The sequence below is a fragment of the Virgibacillus salexigens genome, from assembly GCF_014905415.1.
GTDB classification, from domain to species: domain Bacteria; phylum Bacillota; class Bacilli; order Bacillales; family Amphibacillaceae; genus Virgibacillus; species Virgibacillus salexigens.
In genome coordinates this window covers 833,052-849,522 of record NZ_BNEO01000002.1, presented here as the reverse complement: position 1 = coordinate 849,522, position 16,471 = coordinate 833,052, and the positions used below count along the sequence as shown (strand labels likewise).

Here is a 16,471-nt window from a genome sequence, read left to right as displayed (position 1 = left end):
CTAATGATTGAGAATTTAGCTAAATATATTGACCATACACAATTAAAACCGGAAACTACAAAAGACAAAATTACTCAAATTGTTAATGAAGCAAAAGAACATGAGTTTGCTTCTGTATGTGTAAATCCATACTGGGTTCCATATTGCTATGAAGAATTAAAAGATACTTCAGTGAAGGTATGTACAGTAATTGGTTTTCCACTAGGGGCTACTTCTACGGAGGTAAAAGTAGCTGAAACGAAACAAGCGATTAAAGATGGTGCAACAGAAGTGGACATGGTAATAAATGTTGGAGCTTTGAAATCCGGAGATGATGCAGCAGTAAAAAGTGATATGGAACAAGTAGTAGATGCTGCAAGTGGCAAAGCGCTTTCCAAAGTAATTATTGAAACATCGTTACTTTCTAATGATGAGAAAATCCGTGCTTGTAAATTAGCTAAAGCATCAGGAGCTGATTTTGTTAAAACATCAACCGGTTTCTCTGGAGGCGGAGCTACAGTTGAAGATATTCGTTTAATGCGCGAAACAGTTGGACCTGATATGGGTGTGAAAGCTTCAGGAGGAGTGCGTGATCTTGAGACCACAAAAGCAATGATTGAAGCGGGAGCAACTCGTATAGGTGCAAGTGCTGGGGTTTCCATTTTACAAGGAGTGAAAAGCGACTCTGATTATTAATATATACTTGAGAGACGCTTGAAAATATCAGTTGACCAAAATAAAGGATTATATTATACTTTAAAAAGGCATGTGGAAAGTATGTCATATGCTAGTACAATCTGTTTTGTGCTTCGGAGGGAGGGAAATTAGCATGTCAAATACAACTCGCGTTCGTAAAAACGAGTCTCTTGAAGATGCTCTTCGTCGCTTTAAGCGTAGTGTATCAAAAAGCGGTACATTACAAGAATATCGCAAGCGTGAACACTATGAAAAACCAAGTGTCCGTCGCAAAAAGAAATCTGAGGCTGCTAGAAAGCGTAAATTCTAAAGAGGGTGCAAACGCATGACTTTACTTGAAAAATTGAATCAGGATATGAAACAAGCGATGAAGAATAAAGACAAAGATACGCTTAGTGTTATTCGCATGGTAAAAGCTTCGTTGCAAAATGAAGCGATTAAGCTTGGTAAAGAATCATTATCCGAAGACGAAGAAATTACAATATTGTCTAGAGAAGTTAAACAAAGAAAAGATTCCCTCCAAGAATTCAAATCAGCTGAACGCGAAGATCTTGTTCAAAAACTAGAAAACGAAATCAATATTTTGCAAGAATATATGCCGAAACAGCTTACTGATGAAGAGCTTGAGGCAGTTGTTCAGTCAACGATTCTAGAAGTCAATGCCACTTCTAAAAAAGATATGGGAAAAGTAATGAGCGCTATTATGCCTAAAGTAAAAGGTAAAGCAGATGGTTCTCAAATTAATAAACTTGTACAAAAACAGTTAAGTAACGAATAATTAAAAGCCCCTAATCAATACATTGATTAGGGGCTTTTTAATAAAATCTAAGAAAACGCTTAAGTTATTGCCATTAGTATCAATATAGATAGGCTTATGGTAAGATTAGGTGAGAAAGAATTGAAACCATTTTACGGTTTATTCGTATAAATAGTAATCCTATTGTAAGGGGGTGAACATATTTGCCTGGGCAGAAATTAATTACATATGTGATCTTGCTATTTGCTGTTTTACTTTTTGGATTTAACCAGGAAATGCAAGTAAGTGCAAAAGATGGGCAGGGTGAATCTGTCTATATCATACCGATTGAAAGGGAAGTAGAGAGAGGTCTCCAGGCTTTTCTGAGTCGAACAACAGAAGAGGCAGTGAAAGAAGGAGCAGACCATATTATATTTGAGATTAATACACCTGGTGGGAGAGTAGATTCTGCTAGTGAAATAGCTTCTCTTATTCAAGATCTTGAGATTCCCACTACATCGTTTGTTGTAAATCAAGCATTATCAGCAGGTTCATATATCGCTTTAAACACAGATTCGATTTATATGAAACCACAAGCTACAATGGGAGCAAGTGGCGTGATTAATTCTGATGGAACTGCAGCTGATCAAAAAGCGCAATCAGCTTGGATTGCCGCAATGAAAAGCGCTGCTGAATCAAAGGGAAGAGATCCGTTATATGCTGTTGCAATGGCTGACAAAAGCGTAGATCTACCAGAATTAAATGCGGGCGAAGGGGAATTCCTCACTTTAGATCCTTCATCAGCTTTAGAGGTAGGGTACTCTGAAGGGACAGTAGATGATCGTGTTGAATTGTTAAATGAGTTAGGACTTGCAAATGCTACTGTAGTAGAAAAAGAAGCTACGCTAGCAGAGGAAATTGCAAGGTTTTTAACGAATCCAGTAGTGATCCCAATCCTGCTATCTATTGCTAGTATTGGATTAGTAATCGAAGTATTTTCTCCAGGCTTTGGTATCCCTGGAATTATGGGGCTCATTTCGTTAATCCTTTTCTTCTATGGTCATATTGTTGCAGGACTAGCAGGTATGGAAGCAATTGTTTTACTCATACTAGGAGTTGTATTAATTATTGCTGAATTTTTTGTGCCAGGTGGAATTGTTGGGGTATTAGGTATCGGAGCCATTATCGTTTCCTTATTTATGTCTGGCTATGATCTTGGCCACATGTCAATGAGTATAGGAATTGCCTTTTTAGTTACTTTAATTATCGCGGTTATCTTATTTAGAAGAATAGGAATGGATAAAGGAGTTTTTCGACATATTATCTTAAAAGAACAAACCACTTCCGAACAAGGATATGTATCTGCTGAAAATCGGTTAGATTTAATAGGTTCAGCTGGAATCGTCGTTACGCCTTTACGTCCTGCTGGAACAGCTATGATTGACCAGGAGCGATTAGATGTGGTCTCAGAAGGTGGATTCATCGATGAAGGTCAACAAATCAAAGTAGTAAAAGTAGAAGGCGTACGAATTGTCGTCAGAAAAATCTAACGTATGTTTAACTTAGCACCAGTAGGAGGAACTATTGGGAAAAGTTTTTACATTATATAATTTACCTAGGAGGTATGGACATGGAATTACAAGAATTTATGCCGCTAATTATTATTGCGGTAATACTAATTGCTGTTGCAATTTTATTTACATTTATCCCTGTTATGTTATGGATTAGTGCATTAGCAGCAGGTGTAAAAGTTGGAATCTTTCAACTGGTTGGGATGCGGCTGCGAAGAGTAGTACCTAATCGAGTAATCAATCCGCTAATTAAAGCCCATAAAGCAGGTTTGAATGTGAAAACAAATCAACTAGAGAGCCATTATTTAGCTGGTGGTAACGTCGATCGGGTGGTCAATGCATTAATTGCAGCACATCGTGCAAATATTGAATTGCCATTTGAACGAGGTGCAGCAATCGACCTCGCTGGTCGTGATGTATTAGAAGCTGTTCAAATGAGTGTAAATCCTAAAGTAATCGAAACGCCATTTATTGCTGGTATAGCGATGGACGGTATAGAAGTGAAAGCAAAAGCTAGGATTACAGTTAGAGCGAATATTGACCGACTTGTCGGTGGTGCTGGTGAAGAAACGGTAATTGCCCGAGTTGGGGAAGGTGTTGTAAGTACAATCGGTAGCTCAGAAGCCCATACGCAAGTTTTAGAAAATCCAGACTCTATCTCTCATAATGTATTAAATCGCGGATTAGATGCAGGAACTGCATTTGAGATTTTGTCCATCGATATTGCAGATGTGGATATCGGTAAAAACATCGGAGCAATTTTACAAACAGACCAAGCAGAAGCAGATAAGAATATCGCCCAAGCAAAAGCTGAAGAACGTAGAGCAATGGCTGTTGCTCAAGAACAAGAAATGCTTGCACGTGTTCAAGAAATGCGTGCTAAAGTTGTTGAAGCAGAAGCAGATGTACCATTAGCACTGGCAGAAGCACTACGGTCAGGGAATCTAGGTGTCATGGATTATATGAATTACAAGAATATCGATGCTGATACAGATATGAGAGGGTCTATCGGAAAATTATCTGAAGACAATAATGAAGAAAATGATCATAAATAGATAAAGGTGGGGTTTGATGGATGCCTTGTCGAATTTAATTGAAGCTATTTTTAGTAATATCTTTATAATTTTTGTAATCATTGCTGGAATCATTGGTTTTCTTAGGGATGGCTGGAATAAAAATAGCGAGAAGGAAAGTAGCCCAAATCGGCCAAACCGAACTCCTCGTCCAATGAGAGATAATTCGAATCGTGACGCATCTTTCCCAACTACCAGTCAGCCACAAACCAGCTCGACGATTTCAGTAGAACAGCAGCATAAAGAGCAAATGGAAAGATTAGCTGGTCAAATGGGTGCTAATCGAAAAGTTGATCAATCGGAGAGTTACAACAAAGAGACAGCTTTTAATGATCTGACACGAAATGTTGAAAAAGAATTGACAGAACAACAGATTCGGTTGAAAAAACAAGTATCCAATAATTTGACGAAGAAAGGGTTAGTGAATGGCGTTATTATGGCTGAGGTGTTAGGAAAGCCAAGAGCATTGAAACCATATCAAAACGTGATATATGAAAGGAAAAAATAAACCGTCATTTTTTAATTCTCTTCACTCGTAAGTTTTTATACTTACGAGTGTTTTTTTGTTCATAATAATTGATCATTGAATATGAAATTGGCAAACGAACGTGTTTTTTGAGCGGATTATGTTCTTATCTCCTTCAAACTTTCATAAATATGAATGTGAGAGGGGGCTGCATTTGTGAAGAAACTGCAACAAGGAATCCGACCATGGTTAACAAAATATTTTGCACTTCCTTCAGATGTGGTACTTGAACTTCCTAGAATCACTGTGATTGGCCAATTGCATGTATATATTGAAAATCATAAGGGATTGGTTACATATTCGGATACGGAATTAAAATTAAGAGCAAATAACGGTTATATCCAAGTAACAGGATCAGCCTTTGTATTAAAGATGATGCTACCTGAAGAGATCTTACTAGAAGGAACAATAAGCGATATAAAATTCTTACCCGATGGATAAGGAGGAGGACATGAAGTATATCCAAGAATCAGCATTAACTGGTTATGTAACAATTGCAGTTACTGGGGAAAAACCGGAGTTGTTTTTCCAGCATTGTACAAGCTATGGGATACGTGTATGGGATGTCAGAAAAACCAAAAACGATGTTTGCGAGGGAAATATAAAGGTAAGTGATATAAAGCAAATTAAACAATTAAGAAGAAGAACACAATATAAAATCAGATTTAAACAACGAAAAGGCTATCCTTTTTTTATACGTAAATTACTTGGAAAAAAGGAATTATTGCTGGGATTCTTCTTAAGTATTTTACTGATTTTATTTCTATCCAATATTCTATGGGAAGTTAAAATAACGGGAGTACCTAAAGATATTGAAGAGAAAATTAATAAGCAGTTAAATCAATATGGAATTCATCCTGGAACATGGATATTTTCTTTAGAGTCACCGAAAGAAATTCAACAACAATTATTAGATGATGTTCCTGAATTATTATGGGTAGGTATTGATCAAAAAGGGACAACCTTCTATTTAGAGGGAGTTGAAAAGGTTGTTGTAAAAGAAGAAGAAACACCTGGTCCTAGAAATCTAATTGCCTCCAAAAAAGGGATTATCAAAAACATGTATGTAACAAAGGGTGTTCCTCAGGTACATGTTAATGACTATGTAGAACCGGGAGATCTTTTAGTATCTGGAAATATGGGTGTGAATGAGGAAGCAGAACGAGAAGATGATGAGCATAAACAAGTAGGTTATGTAGCAGCAGATGGAGAGATAATGGCCACAACTTGGTATGAAGTGAAAGTTTCTGTTCCTCTACAAGCTAATACGGAACAGTTGACGGGAAATCAAGAAAAGAAATTTCATCTAGGTTTTGGAGATTTCCGAGTGCCTATCTGGGGATTTGGGTCGACAGAGTTTGAAAATACGCACCGAGAAATTTCAGAAGAACCAATTCGATTTTTTAAGTGGGAACTTCCTGTTAAACTTATTGAAACCTTAGTAAGTGAAAAAACGTATGATAAACAGAAAAGAACAAAAAATGAAGCTGTCGAAGCAGGGATAAACCAGGCAAAAGAAGAATTGAGATTACGGCTAGGACCAAAGGCTCGAATTGTATCTGAAAAAGTTTTGCATGAATCATTAGAGAATGGTAAAGTTAAACTAAACTTATATATGACTGTAGAAGAAAATATTGTTGAAACACAACCTTTACGTCAAGGAGATTGAGTATGCCAGAAAATCTTACGGAGATTGATTTACAACTTTCAAATCCAAATGAGGCATTAGCATTATTTGGCACAAATGACAAGAATCTTTTTCAATTAGAAGAATTACTTAACATTTCGATTGTAACAAGAGGCGAACAAGTTCGGGTGTCTGGAGATAAAGAAGCAATAGATCTTGTTCAAGACATACTATTAGCGTTGCTTTCGGTTATTCGTAAAGGATTAAGCATAACTGAACGAGATGTAGTATATGCAGTCGAGTTAGCTAAAAAAGGGAAATTAAATCAATTTGAAACATTGTATGAAGATGAAATTACGAAAAATGCAAAGGGAAAATCAATACGGGTAAAAACGCTAGGACAACGCAATTATATAGCGTCAATAAAAGCAAATGATCTTGTATTTGGGATAGGGCCTGCAGGTACTGGTAAAACTTATTTAGCAGTTGTTATGGCAGTTCATGCTTTAAAAAACGGATTAGTAAAGCGTATTATCTTAACGAGACCAGCTGTAGAAGCTGGAGAGAGTTTGGGTTTTTTACCTGGAGATTTAAAAGAAAAAGTAGATCCATATCTAAGGCCATTATATGATGCGTTACATGATGTGTTAGGTGCAGAGCACACGATTCGATTAATTGAACGAGATACAATTGAAATTGCTCCGCTAGCATATATGCGTGGTAGAACGCTGGATGATGCATTTGTCATATTGGATGAAGCACAGAACACAACCCCTGAACAAATGAAAATGTTCTTAACTCGCTTGGGATTTGGATCCAAGATGGTAATCACCGGAGATATTACTCAAATTGACTTACCTAAAGGGGTTCAATCTGGTCTGCATGCTGCTAGCCATTTATTGAATGGGGTGAAGGGAATAGGATTCGTATATCTGGAACAAAATGATGTTGTACGTCATCCTTTGGTTCAACGTATCATAGAAGCTTATGAACAAGGAAATAAATGAACCAGAATGTAAGACCCTTTGTAGATGGGTCTTATTTCTGTATTTTCCTGGTTAAAAGGGGGTAGAAACAATTGTTTAAAAAGAGATTCAATGTTTCTGCATGGATAAAGAAAAGCTCTAATAAATGGCTGATGATTATTCTTGCTACTATATTACTAGCAGTATTCTTTTTTGTAATGACGATTAATAATGTACATACCGAAACGTATGAAATTGAGCGTTTTAGCAGAGCACAGGAGACTATTCGTTCGCCAGTTACGATGGAGAATGAACAAGAAACAGAACGGAAAACGAGAGAAACTGTCCAAGCAGTAGAAGACAGGTATGATATTGATCAAGAAATTACGGACGAACGAGTTGCTTATGTAAATGAACTTTTTGATGCGGTGAATAAGTTAGATCAAGATATTGGCGCTGGACAAGACAATTCAGAAGATGCTTCTTCACCACCTCTTTCAAATCAGGAAAAGGTACAACGATTAAAGCAAATCTTGTCACCAGAAATTACCGAAGGAATAAGTGATGATTTATTGTCTCAGTTAGTGGAAATCCCAGAAAATGATCGAAACAATGGAAAGAAGCTTTTCTTGGAATCGCTAACAGAAACAATGAACAATGGCGTACGAACAGAGAATACCCAGAGTGCGATCACCAGTATTAATCAAACTATTAAATATGAAGCGTTGAATACAGATATAAAAAACGTGTTAACGAGTTTAACGGAATTCGCTGTGGTTGAAAACTCCTTTTTCGATGTGGATAAAACAGCAAATGCTAGGAAAGAAGCTGCTAGTAGTGTTGACCCTGTAGTTATTAGAGCAGGAGAAATTATTGTTCGGGAAGAACAAATAATCACAAATGAGATTTATGAAAAACTGGACTTAGTAGGTGTACTAGATAAGGAACGTAATCTATTCCCCGGCATTGGCTTATCTCTACTTATTTTTCTGATTTGCTTTATCATTGCACATGAAATGAATTGGGTAGCTAAACATCATCAATTAGATCGAGGAAAAATAATTTCAATTGTACTAATTAGTATAATCATCCTTTCGTTGATGAAAATCGTTAGTATCTATACAACGCAAGTGAATCAATTATTTTATGTAATGCCAATAGCTACTGGGGCATTATTAATTAAGCAATTAATACATGAACGGTCTGCGATTGTCCTCAGTGGCTTGTACGCTATTTTAGGTAGTGTTATTTTTAATAATCAAATACCAGGATCACTTCATGTGGAAGCAGGAATCTATTTCTTTCTTTCCCAAATAGTAGCAATCATCCTCTTAATGAATGTGAAAGATCGACTTGCGATTGTTAAAGCAGGGTTAGGTATTGGTATTACTAATATGATTATTGTCGTATTATTTATATTTCTCTCGTTCGAAAAGTACGCATTATCCGATATTTTTATCCAAACATCCTTTGCTGCGGCTTCAGCTTTTTTATCAGCCGTATTAACAATAGGGTTGCTGCCATTTTTTGAAACATCATTAGGAATCCTCTCGGACATCAAATTATTACAGTTATCGAGTCCAAATCAACCGTTATTAAAAAAACTGCTGACGGAGGCGCCAGGTACATATCACCATTCTGTTATGGTCGCAAATTTAAGTGAGACAGCATGTGAAGCTATTGGTGCGAATGGCTTGCTTGCGAGGGTAGGTGCATATTATCATGATGTTGGGAAGACTGTGCGTCCACATTATTTTATTGAAAATCAACTTGCAATAAAAAACCCTCATGATACCATTACTCCTGAGGAGAGTGCTAAAATCATTATTAATCATCCATATGATGGCGCAGAAATGTTAAGTAAACACCGTCTTCCAGAAGAAATCATTGATATTGCTAAACAACATCATGGTACATCCTTATTAAAGTTCTTTTATATCAAAGAACAAGGAAAAAACCCAGCAGTTACGGAGGATCAATTTCGTTACCCAGGACCGAAACCACAGTCGTCAGAATCCGCTATTATTAGTATTTGTGATTCAGTTGAAGCAGCTGTCCGTTCATTAAAAGAACCAACAGAAGTTAAAATTGAGGAAATTGTAACATCAATCATTAATAATAAAATGACTGACGGTCAACTTGATGATTGCCCATTAACATTAAAGGAAATAAATATAATACAACGAACGATATGTAATACATTGAAAGGTATTTTTCATTCTCGCATACAATATCCGATGAAGGAGGCAAAATAAGTGTATATTGATTTTCATGATAAAACCAACTCTGTACCGAGTGATTATATTGATATGATTCAACGCTTGGTAACCTTTGCAGCTGAAAAAGAAGGTATTACCCAAGAAGCGGAAGTATCCATTAATTTTGTGAGTAATAAGGAGATTCAAGAAATTAATCGAAATTATAGACAAAAGAACACACCAACAGATGTAATCTCTTTTGCAATGCAAGAGACTGGAGAAGGTGAAATAGACATTATTGATGAAGATTTACCGTTATTATTAGGTGATATTGTTATTTCTATTGAAAAAGCAAAAGAACAAGCAGAGGAATATAATCACTCATTAGAAAGAGAATTAGGTTTTCTAACGATTCATGGCTTTCTTCATCTTTTAGGATATGATCATATGTCAAAAGAGGATGAACAAAACATGTTTGCGAAACAAGATCAATTATTAGGTGAGTTTGGAATTGAAAGATAAAAAATGGTCGATTGGCTTTTCCTATGCTTGGGAGGGTATCGTTCAAGTAGTTAAATTGGAACGTAACTTTCAAATTCATTTAATAACGGCCCTTCTTGTCATTATTGCAGGGTTCATTCTTGGATTATCTAGAATGGAATGGATATTTATTGTAATAGCAATTGGTATTGTCTTAATTGCTGAAATGATTAATAGTACAATTGAAAGAATCATGGATTACATCAAGCCAGATATTCACCCAGCAGCCAAACAAATTAAAGATATGGCTGCTGGAGGTGTGTTGATCGCGGCAGTAGCAGCTTTTATAATTGGACTGTTTATATTTATTCCCAACATCATTGCTTTATTTTAGCTCCCTGAAGCCCCCAATTGTTGGTTAATATCCAACAATTGGGGGTAATTTATTATTGATTAACTATTTTAAGGAAAATACAAAATTTGCGTTTACTGGGTAATTATCCGTGAATTTTGTCTAGAGAAGTGCTATTTTAATAAAAGAACCAAAAGTTTTTAAAGCTTTTGTCGATTGCATGAAACAGAAGCTTATTTGTAGTATGATATGGATAAAACATTTGAAATACGTCGTGGAGGAAGCAACATGGAATATAGTTTTAAATCCGGATTTATAGCAATTATTGGTAGACCAAATGTTGGAAAATCTACATTTATGAATAGAGTGATTGGCCAAAAAATTGCAATTATGAGTGATAAGCCACAAACCACAAGAAACAAGATTCAAGGCGTGTTAACAGAAGAGCATTCTCAAATTATTTTTATTGATACACCTGGAATTCATAAACCAAAGCATCGACTTGGGGACTTCATGGTAAAAACTGCTGAAAATACGTTGAATGAAGTAGATGCTATTTTATTTATGATCAATGCTAGTGAAGGTTACGGCAAAGGGGATCAATATATTATCGAGCGTCTGCATCAAGTAAAAAGACCAGTTTATTTAATTATTAATAAAATTGATCTTGTTCATCCAGATGATTTGTTACCTTTAATAGATCAATATAAAGAAAAATATGCATTCGCAGAGATTATTCCCATTTCTGCTTTGCAAGGGAATAATGTGGATCATATGCTGGAAGTCCTCAAGAAAGATCTTCCAGAAGGACCGCAATATTACCCTGAAGACCAAATTACTGACCACCCAGAAAGATTTGTTATGCAAGAACTAATACGAGAAAAAGTATTGCAACTAACTAGGGAAGAAGTACCGCACTCGATAGCTGTTGTGCTGGAGCAGATGGAAAAAGCAGACGATCAGAAATTATATATACAAGCTACAATTGTAACCGAAAGAAAAACCCAAAAAGGAATACTGATTGGTAAGCATGGAAGTATGTTGAAAAATATTGGGAAAGCAGCTCGAGAAGATATTGAAAAATTACTAGGTACAAAAGTGTACTTAGAGCTTTGGGTAAAAGTTAAAAAGGATTGGAGAAACAAGCAAAATCAGCTATATGAATACGGTTTTCGAAGCGATGAATATTAAACATGGTAAATTTTTATACTAATTGTTTTTAGTGTTGTGGTGATTCTAAGTAGTAAGTTACATTTTCAAACATTAAAGAAAGGTGGGTTTTCTTGTGATTGATTTAACCTGGAAATTATTCAGCCAAACAGGAAACATTGAAACCTATTTATTGATGAAAGAGTTAGAAAATGAACGGAAAAATGAAGTAACCCAGCATGAAGGTCAAAAAATAACACCATTAGATACCAATTAGTAAAGAATTGAAAACGTGTAAGAATAGATGAGGCAAAGGTGAATCTATGTGCTTGAAAAAATAGAAGGTATTGTATTAAAGACAAATGACTATGGGGAAACGCATAAAATTGTCACGATATATAGTAAGAAATTAGGTAAACTTTCCGCCATCGCTCGTGGTGCAAAAAAACCGAAAAGTCGAATGGCTGCCGTAACGCAGCCATTCATCTATGCACAATTCTTTGTTTATGTTAATAGTGGCTTGAGCACTATCCAACAAGGGGAAGTTATTGATTCATTTCGAAAAATCCGAGAGGACATCATTAAAACGGCATATGCTGCATATATTATTGAACTTACGGATAAGTTACTGGATGACAAAAAGCCAGATCTAACTATATTCCATCAATTGCATGAAACCATGACTTGGATTGCTGAAAATGAGGAACCTAGTATTCCCATGATGATGTATGAATTAAAACTATATGCAAAAGGTGGGTTTGCGCCATTAGTAAGTCGTTGCAGTAATTGCGGCAATCGGAATTCTCCGTTTGTATTTTCGATTACTGAGGGTGGGTTGCTCTGCAGGGAATGTAGAAGAATGGATCCGGAAGCCATCCCGTTACCTAATGCTGTAGCTAAATTATTACATATTTTTGCAACAGTTAACTTACAGCAGGTGGGAACTATTTCGATTAAAAACGAGAATAAACGCTTGTTACGTCAACTGTTAGATGCTTATTATGATTATTATGGCGGCTATTTTATCAAGTCACGGAAATTTTTAAATCAACTGGATTTATTAAAATAAGTTGACATGACAAGGATAAATGACGTATTATTTGTACATAAAATGATACGATAACATTGCTGTGAAAAAGAAAAGTACCTTTTGTATCCTTGTAAAGCGAGTCCAGATTGGTGAGAGCTGGATGATGGAACAAAGGGGAAGGGCGCTTTGGAGCAATGCAAATAAAGTGGCTCTTTAAGAGAGCAAATAGGGTGGAACCGCGGTTGATCCCCGTCCCTATGTCCCGTTTAGAGACATAGAGACGGGGATATTTATTTGCAAAGAGCAGTTTCTCTAAGGGTTCATTCACCTTATAGGTGAAATAGCTGCTGAGAAGCGAATAATTCGTAATGGAGGATATGTGATTAATGACTATTCAAGAAATGATATTAACATTGCAAAAACATTGGTCTGAACAAAATTGTATTATTATGCAGGCGTATGATGTAGAAAAAGGAGCAGGGACAATGTCTCCAATGACATTATTACGTAGTCTTGGACCAGAGCCTTGGAATGTTGCTTATGTGGAACCTTCAAGACGGCCTGCAGATGGTAGGTATGGTAATAACCCTAACCGACTTTATCAGCATCATCAATTTCAAGTAATTATGAAGCCTTCTCCTGATAATATCCAAGAACTATATCTTGAATCCTTGAAAAAATTAGGTATTAATCCACTTGAACATGATATTCGGTTTGTGGAGGACAATTGGGAAAATCCTACTCTTGGCGCTGCTGGTCTGGGCTGGGAAGTATGGCTAGATGGAATGGAAATTACTCAATTCACCTATTTCCAACAAATAGGGGGCTTAGAAGCGAATCCTGTGGCAGTAGAGCTTACGTATGGCATTGAACGGCTTGCATCTTATATCCAGGATAAAGAAAATGTCTTTGATTTGGAATGGACGACAGGTGTAACCGTAGAGGATATCTTTTATCAACCAGAATACGAGCATTCGAAATATACATTTGAAGAATCAAATACAGAAATGCTATTTGACTTATTTACAAAATATGAAAAGGAAGCGAAAGAAACGATGGATAAGGGTTTAGTATTCCCGGCATATGACTATGTTTTAAAATGCTCCCATACGTTTAACCTCCTAGATGCAAAAGGTGTTATATCCGTTACAGAGCGTACTGGATATATAACTAGAATTCGTAATCTAGCTCGTAGTATAGCGAAAGCTTACGTTGCAGAAAGAGAACGTCTTGGTTTCCCGATGTTGCAAAAGGAGGAAAAATAAAATGACAAAAAATGCATTATTTGAAATTGGCTTAGAGGAATTACCAGCGCGGTTTATTGATGATGCAGAATCGCAGTTGAAAGAAAAGACAGAAGCTTGGTTACATGATTTACGAATTTCATATGAGCAAATACGATCATTTTCTACGCCAAGGCGATTAGCGGTTATGATTAAAGGTGTGGCTGAGGAACAGACAACGATAGCAGAAGAGGTTAAGGGCCCTTCCTTGAAAATTGCCAAAGGTGAAGATGGGAATTGGACGAAAGCTGCAATTGGTTTTTCGAAAGGGCAAGGAAAGACAACGGACGATCTATATATAAAAGAGCTTAATGGTACTTCCTATGTATTCATTAAAAAACATATCGAAGGTCAAACAACTTTTGATTTACTACCTGAATTTCATAAAATAATTGAATCGATAACCTTTGGCAAAAATATGCGTTGGGGTACGCAATCGATTAGGTATGCACGTCCGATTCGATGGCTTGTTGGCTTATTCGGAAGTGAAATTATTCCGTTTGAAGTAGCGAAGGTTACCAGCAGTAACCTGACTTTTGGTCATCGTTTTTTAGGTGATAATATAACGCTAGAAAACCCACTTAATTATGAGTCAGCGTTATTGAACCAATATGTTATCGTTGATCCCCTAAAAAGAGAAGAAAAAATCCTAAAGGGAATTCATACTTTAGAGAAGGATAAAGATATTCAAATACCTGTCGATAAACACTTACTTGATGAGGTTCGTAATTTAGTGGAATTCCCTCAAGTGTTTCTTGGATCATTTGACCAGCAGTTTTTAAAGCTTCCGGATGAAGTTTTAATCATTTCCATGAAAGAACATCAACGTTATTTTCCTGTAAAATCATTAGACGGAAAGCTGCTTCCTTACTTTGTTGGAATCCGTAACGGGAATGATTATGCGATTGATACGGTGATTAAGGGTAATGAGAAAGTCTTACGTGCTCGATTATCTGATGCTGCCTTTTTCTATGAAGAAGATCAGAAGCATTCCATTGAATATTATTTAGCAAAACTTGAACGGGTTGTTTTTCAAGAAAAATTAGGTACGATTGCGAATAAAGTACAGCGTGTTACTGCGTTAACTGAACAAATAGGTAAATTCATTCATCTAAATACAGATAAAATGTCCTTAGCAATCCGTGCTGCCTCTATTTGTAAATTTGACTTACCAACAAATATGGTCAATGAATTTACTGAGCTACAAGGTGTAATTGGTGAAAAATATGCACATTTATATGGAGAAAATGACCTTGTTGCTCAAGCAATTCGTGAACATTATTTGCCAATTCAAGCAAATGGAGATCTGCCAGCAACAGAAGTAGGGGCAATTGTAAGTATAGCCGACAAGTTAGATACTATCACAGGATGTATATCTGTTGGTTTAATGCCAACGGGTTCACAGGATCCATACGGTCTACGAAGGCAAGCAACAGGTATATTACGAATAGTTAAAACATTTAAGTGGGATATGCAAATTGAAAACTTATTACGAATTGCCCAAGATGTCTTTAAGCAATCGAATGTTCCATTGTCAAATCATGACCAATCATTTGTTCATTTAAAAGAATTTTTCTCCTTACGTGCCGCCTTCTTATTAAAAGAAGCTGCGGTGGAGCAGGATATTATTCAAGCAGTCTTACATGATGGTGTTGGAATTTACGATTATACATTAGCTAAAGCACAAACGTTATCAGAGAAAAGAAATGATGATGCATTTAAGCCTATCCAAGAGGCTTTGGTACGTGTTCTAAATTTAGCTGAAAAAGCGGAAACGACGAGTGTAGACCCTCAACTATTTGAAACGGATTCGGAAAAAGCGTTATATGAACAATATCAATTTGTGGAAGAATCATATCAGGATACAGATCGAAATGCTGAAAAGAACTTACAGTTAATTGCTAAACTAGCTGAACCTATCCACCTTTTCTTTGATAATAATATGGTCATGACGGATAATGAACGAGTTCGCAACAATCGTTTAGGGTTGTTAGCTAATATAGCAAATATAATTAATCGGTATGCAGATTTGACACAAATTGAATGGAAACAACATTTCTAATTTTTCTTTCTGTAAAGCGATCCAATTCTCTTTTCAGTATATTTAGTCTATAATAGAAGTAACAGTTGATGTCACATCGTTTGTAGGTGGTGAAAGAGATGGAGTTATCAAATAGACAGGAAGAAATACTTCAAATAGTTAAAGAAAACGGACCAATTACTGGTGAAAATATTGCTGAACGGCTAAGCTTAACTCGTGCTACATTACGTCCTGATTTAGCCATTTTGACGATGGCGGGATTTCTGGATGCCCGCCCTCGTGTAGGCTATTTTTTCACAGGTAAAACAGGAACAGAATTACTTACAGAGCAAATTAAAAAGTTTAAAGTATATGAATATCAACATGTGCCAATTGTAGTAAAGGAAAGTGTATCGGTGTATGATGCTATATCAACAATGTTTTTGGAAGATGTGGGGACCCTGTTTGTGGTCGATGATTATGCTTGTTTAACAGGTGTTTTATCTAGAAAAGACTTACTACGTGCAAGTATTGGACAACAAGATTTAAGTACAGTCCCTGTACATATTATTATGACAAGGATGCCGAATATAACAGTTTGTAGAAAAGAGGATTTATTAGTTGATGTGGCTAAGAATTTAATTGATAAGCAAATTGATGGGATTCCAGTCATTAAAGATTCAGACCAAGGGTTAGAAGTAGTTGGCAGAATAACGAAAACGACAATTACCAAGGCATTTGTGGAATTAATTTTGGATAAAGATTTGTAATCAATTGATAGGAAGG

18 protein-coding genes and 1 other annotated feature are annotated in these 16,471 nt (G+C 36.2%); all 18 genes read left to right on the top strand.

Annotated elements, in window-relative coordinates; all coding sequences use genetic code 11:
• The first annotated feature begins 3 nt into the window (after positions 1 to 3).
• Positions 4 to 675, top strand: coding sequence for a deoxyribose-phosphate aldolase (gene deoC, locus JKP73_RS12095; protein ID WP_200411270.1), 672 nt, complete (start codon positions 4 to 6; stop codon positions 673 to 675).
• A gap of 133 nt (positions 676 to 808) precedes the next feature.
• A complete protein-coding gene (gene rpsU, locus JKP73_RS12090) occupies positions 809 to 985 on the top strand; it encodes a 30S ribosomal protein S21 (protein WP_019377991.1) in 177 nt (58 codons plus the stop codon).
• A 15-nt stretch (positions 986 to 1,000) separates the two neighbouring features.
• Positions 1,001 to 1,453, top strand: a complete 453-nt coding sequence (locus JKP73_RS12085) for a GatB/YqeY domain-containing protein (RefSeq protein ID WP_021291075.1) — start codon at positions 1,001 to 1,003, stop codon at positions 1,451 to 1,453.
• A gap of 182 nt (positions 1,454 to 1,635) precedes the next feature.
• Positions 1,636 to 2,961, top strand: coding sequence for an NfeD family protein (locus JKP73_RS12080; protein WP_021291076.1), 1,326 nt, complete (start codon positions 1,636 to 1,638; stop codon positions 2,959 to 2,961).
• Positions 2,962 to 3,041: 80 nt separating this feature from the next.
• Positions 3,042 to 4,037: a flotillin-like protein FloA gene (floA, locus tag JKP73_RS12075; protein ID WP_021291077.1), complete on the top strand. Its 996-nt coding sequence runs from the start codon at positions 3,042 to 3,044 to the stop codon at positions 4,035 to 4,037.
• 16 nt (positions 4,038 to 4,053) lie between these two features.
• Entirely contained in the window at positions 4,054 to 4,563 is a 510-nt protein-coding gene (locus tag JKP73_RS12070; RefSeq protein WP_038243729.1) for a YqfB family membrane protein, read from the top strand.
• Positions 4,564 to 4,737: 174 nt separating this feature from the next.
• A complete protein-coding gene (gene yqfC, locus JKP73_RS12065; protein WP_021291079.1) occupies positions 4,738 to 5,022 on the top strand; it encodes a sporulation protein YqfC in 285 nt (94 codons plus the stop codon).
• Positions 5,023 to 5,032: 10 nt separating this feature from the next.
• A complete protein-coding gene (yqfD, locus tag JKP73_RS12060; RefSeq protein ID WP_021291080.1) occupies positions 5,033 to 6,250 on the top strand; it encodes a sporulation protein YqfD in 1,218 nt (405 codons plus the stop codon).
• A gap of 2 nt (positions 6,251 to 6,252) precedes the next feature.
• Positions 6,253 to 7,215, top strand: a complete 963-nt coding sequence (locus tag JKP73_RS12055; RefSeq protein ID WP_021291081.1) for a PhoH family protein — start codon at positions 6,253 to 6,255, stop codon at positions 7,213 to 7,215.
• Positions 7,216 to 7,346: 131 nt separating this feature from the next.
• Positions 7,347 to 9,428 (top strand): HD family phosphohydrolase, encoded by a 2,082-nt coding sequence (locus JKP73_RS12050; protein WP_160807278.1) that lies wholly within the window; start codon positions 7,347 to 7,349, stop codon positions 9,426 to 9,428.
• Complete coding sequence (ybeY, locus tag JKP73_RS12045; RefSeq protein WP_021291083.1) at positions 9,429 to 9,893, top strand: rRNA maturation RNase YbeY; 465 nt, start codon at positions 9,429 to 9,431, stop codon at positions 9,891 to 9,893.
• Positions 9,883 to 10,245, top strand: a complete 363-nt coding sequence (locus JKP73_RS12040; protein WP_021291084.1) for a diacylglycerol kinase family protein — start codon at positions 9,883 to 9,885, stop codon at positions 10,243 to 10,245. The genes ybeY and JKP73_RS12040 overlap by 11 nt, the downstream gene beginning before the upstream one ends.
• Before the next feature lie 246 nt (positions 10,246 to 10,491).
• Positions 10,492 to 11,394 carry a GTPase Era gene (gene era / locus JKP73_RS12035; RefSeq protein WP_160807080.1) on the top strand — a complete coding sequence of 301 codons (903 nt, stop codon included), beginning with the start codon at positions 10,492 to 10,494 and terminating at the stop codon, positions 11,392 to 11,394.
• A 94-nt stretch (positions 11,395 to 11,488) separates the two neighbouring features.
• Positions 11,489 to 11,629: a YqzL family protein gene (locus JKP73_RS12030; protein ID WP_021291086.1), complete on the top strand. Its 141-nt coding sequence runs from the start codon at positions 11,489 to 11,491 to the stop codon at positions 11,627 to 11,629.
• Positions 11,630 to 11,677: 48 nt separating this feature from the next.
• Entirely contained in the window at positions 11,678 to 12,421 is a 744-nt protein-coding gene (gene recO / locus JKP73_RS12025; RefSeq protein WP_021291087.1) for a DNA repair protein RecO, read from the top strand.
• Positions 12,422 to 12,473: 52 nt separating this feature from the next.
• Positions 12,474 to 12,642, top strand: a binding site (T-box leader).
• Positions 12,643 to 12,768: 126 nt separating this feature from the next.
• Positions 12,769 to 13,647 (top strand): glycine--tRNA ligase subunit alpha, encoded by an 879-nt coding sequence (gene glyQ / locus JKP73_RS12020; RefSeq protein ID WP_021291088.1) that lies wholly within the window; start codon positions 12,769 to 12,771, stop codon positions 13,645 to 13,647.
• Between the two features lies 1 nt (position 13,648).
• Positions 13,649 to 15,727 carry a glycine--tRNA ligase subunit beta gene (glyS, locus tag JKP73_RS12015; protein WP_160807081.1) on the top strand — a complete coding sequence of 693 codons (2,079 nt, stop codon included), beginning with the start codon at positions 13,649 to 13,651 and terminating at the stop codon, positions 15,725 to 15,727.
• Positions 15,728 to 15,825: 98 nt separating this feature from the next.
• Positions 15,826 to 16,455, top strand: coding sequence for a transcriptional regulator CcpN (ccpN, locus tag JKP73_RS12010; RefSeq protein WP_021291090.1), 630 nt, complete (start codon positions 15,826 to 15,828; stop codon positions 16,453 to 16,455).
• Positions 16,456 to 16,471: the final 16 nt, after the last annotated feature.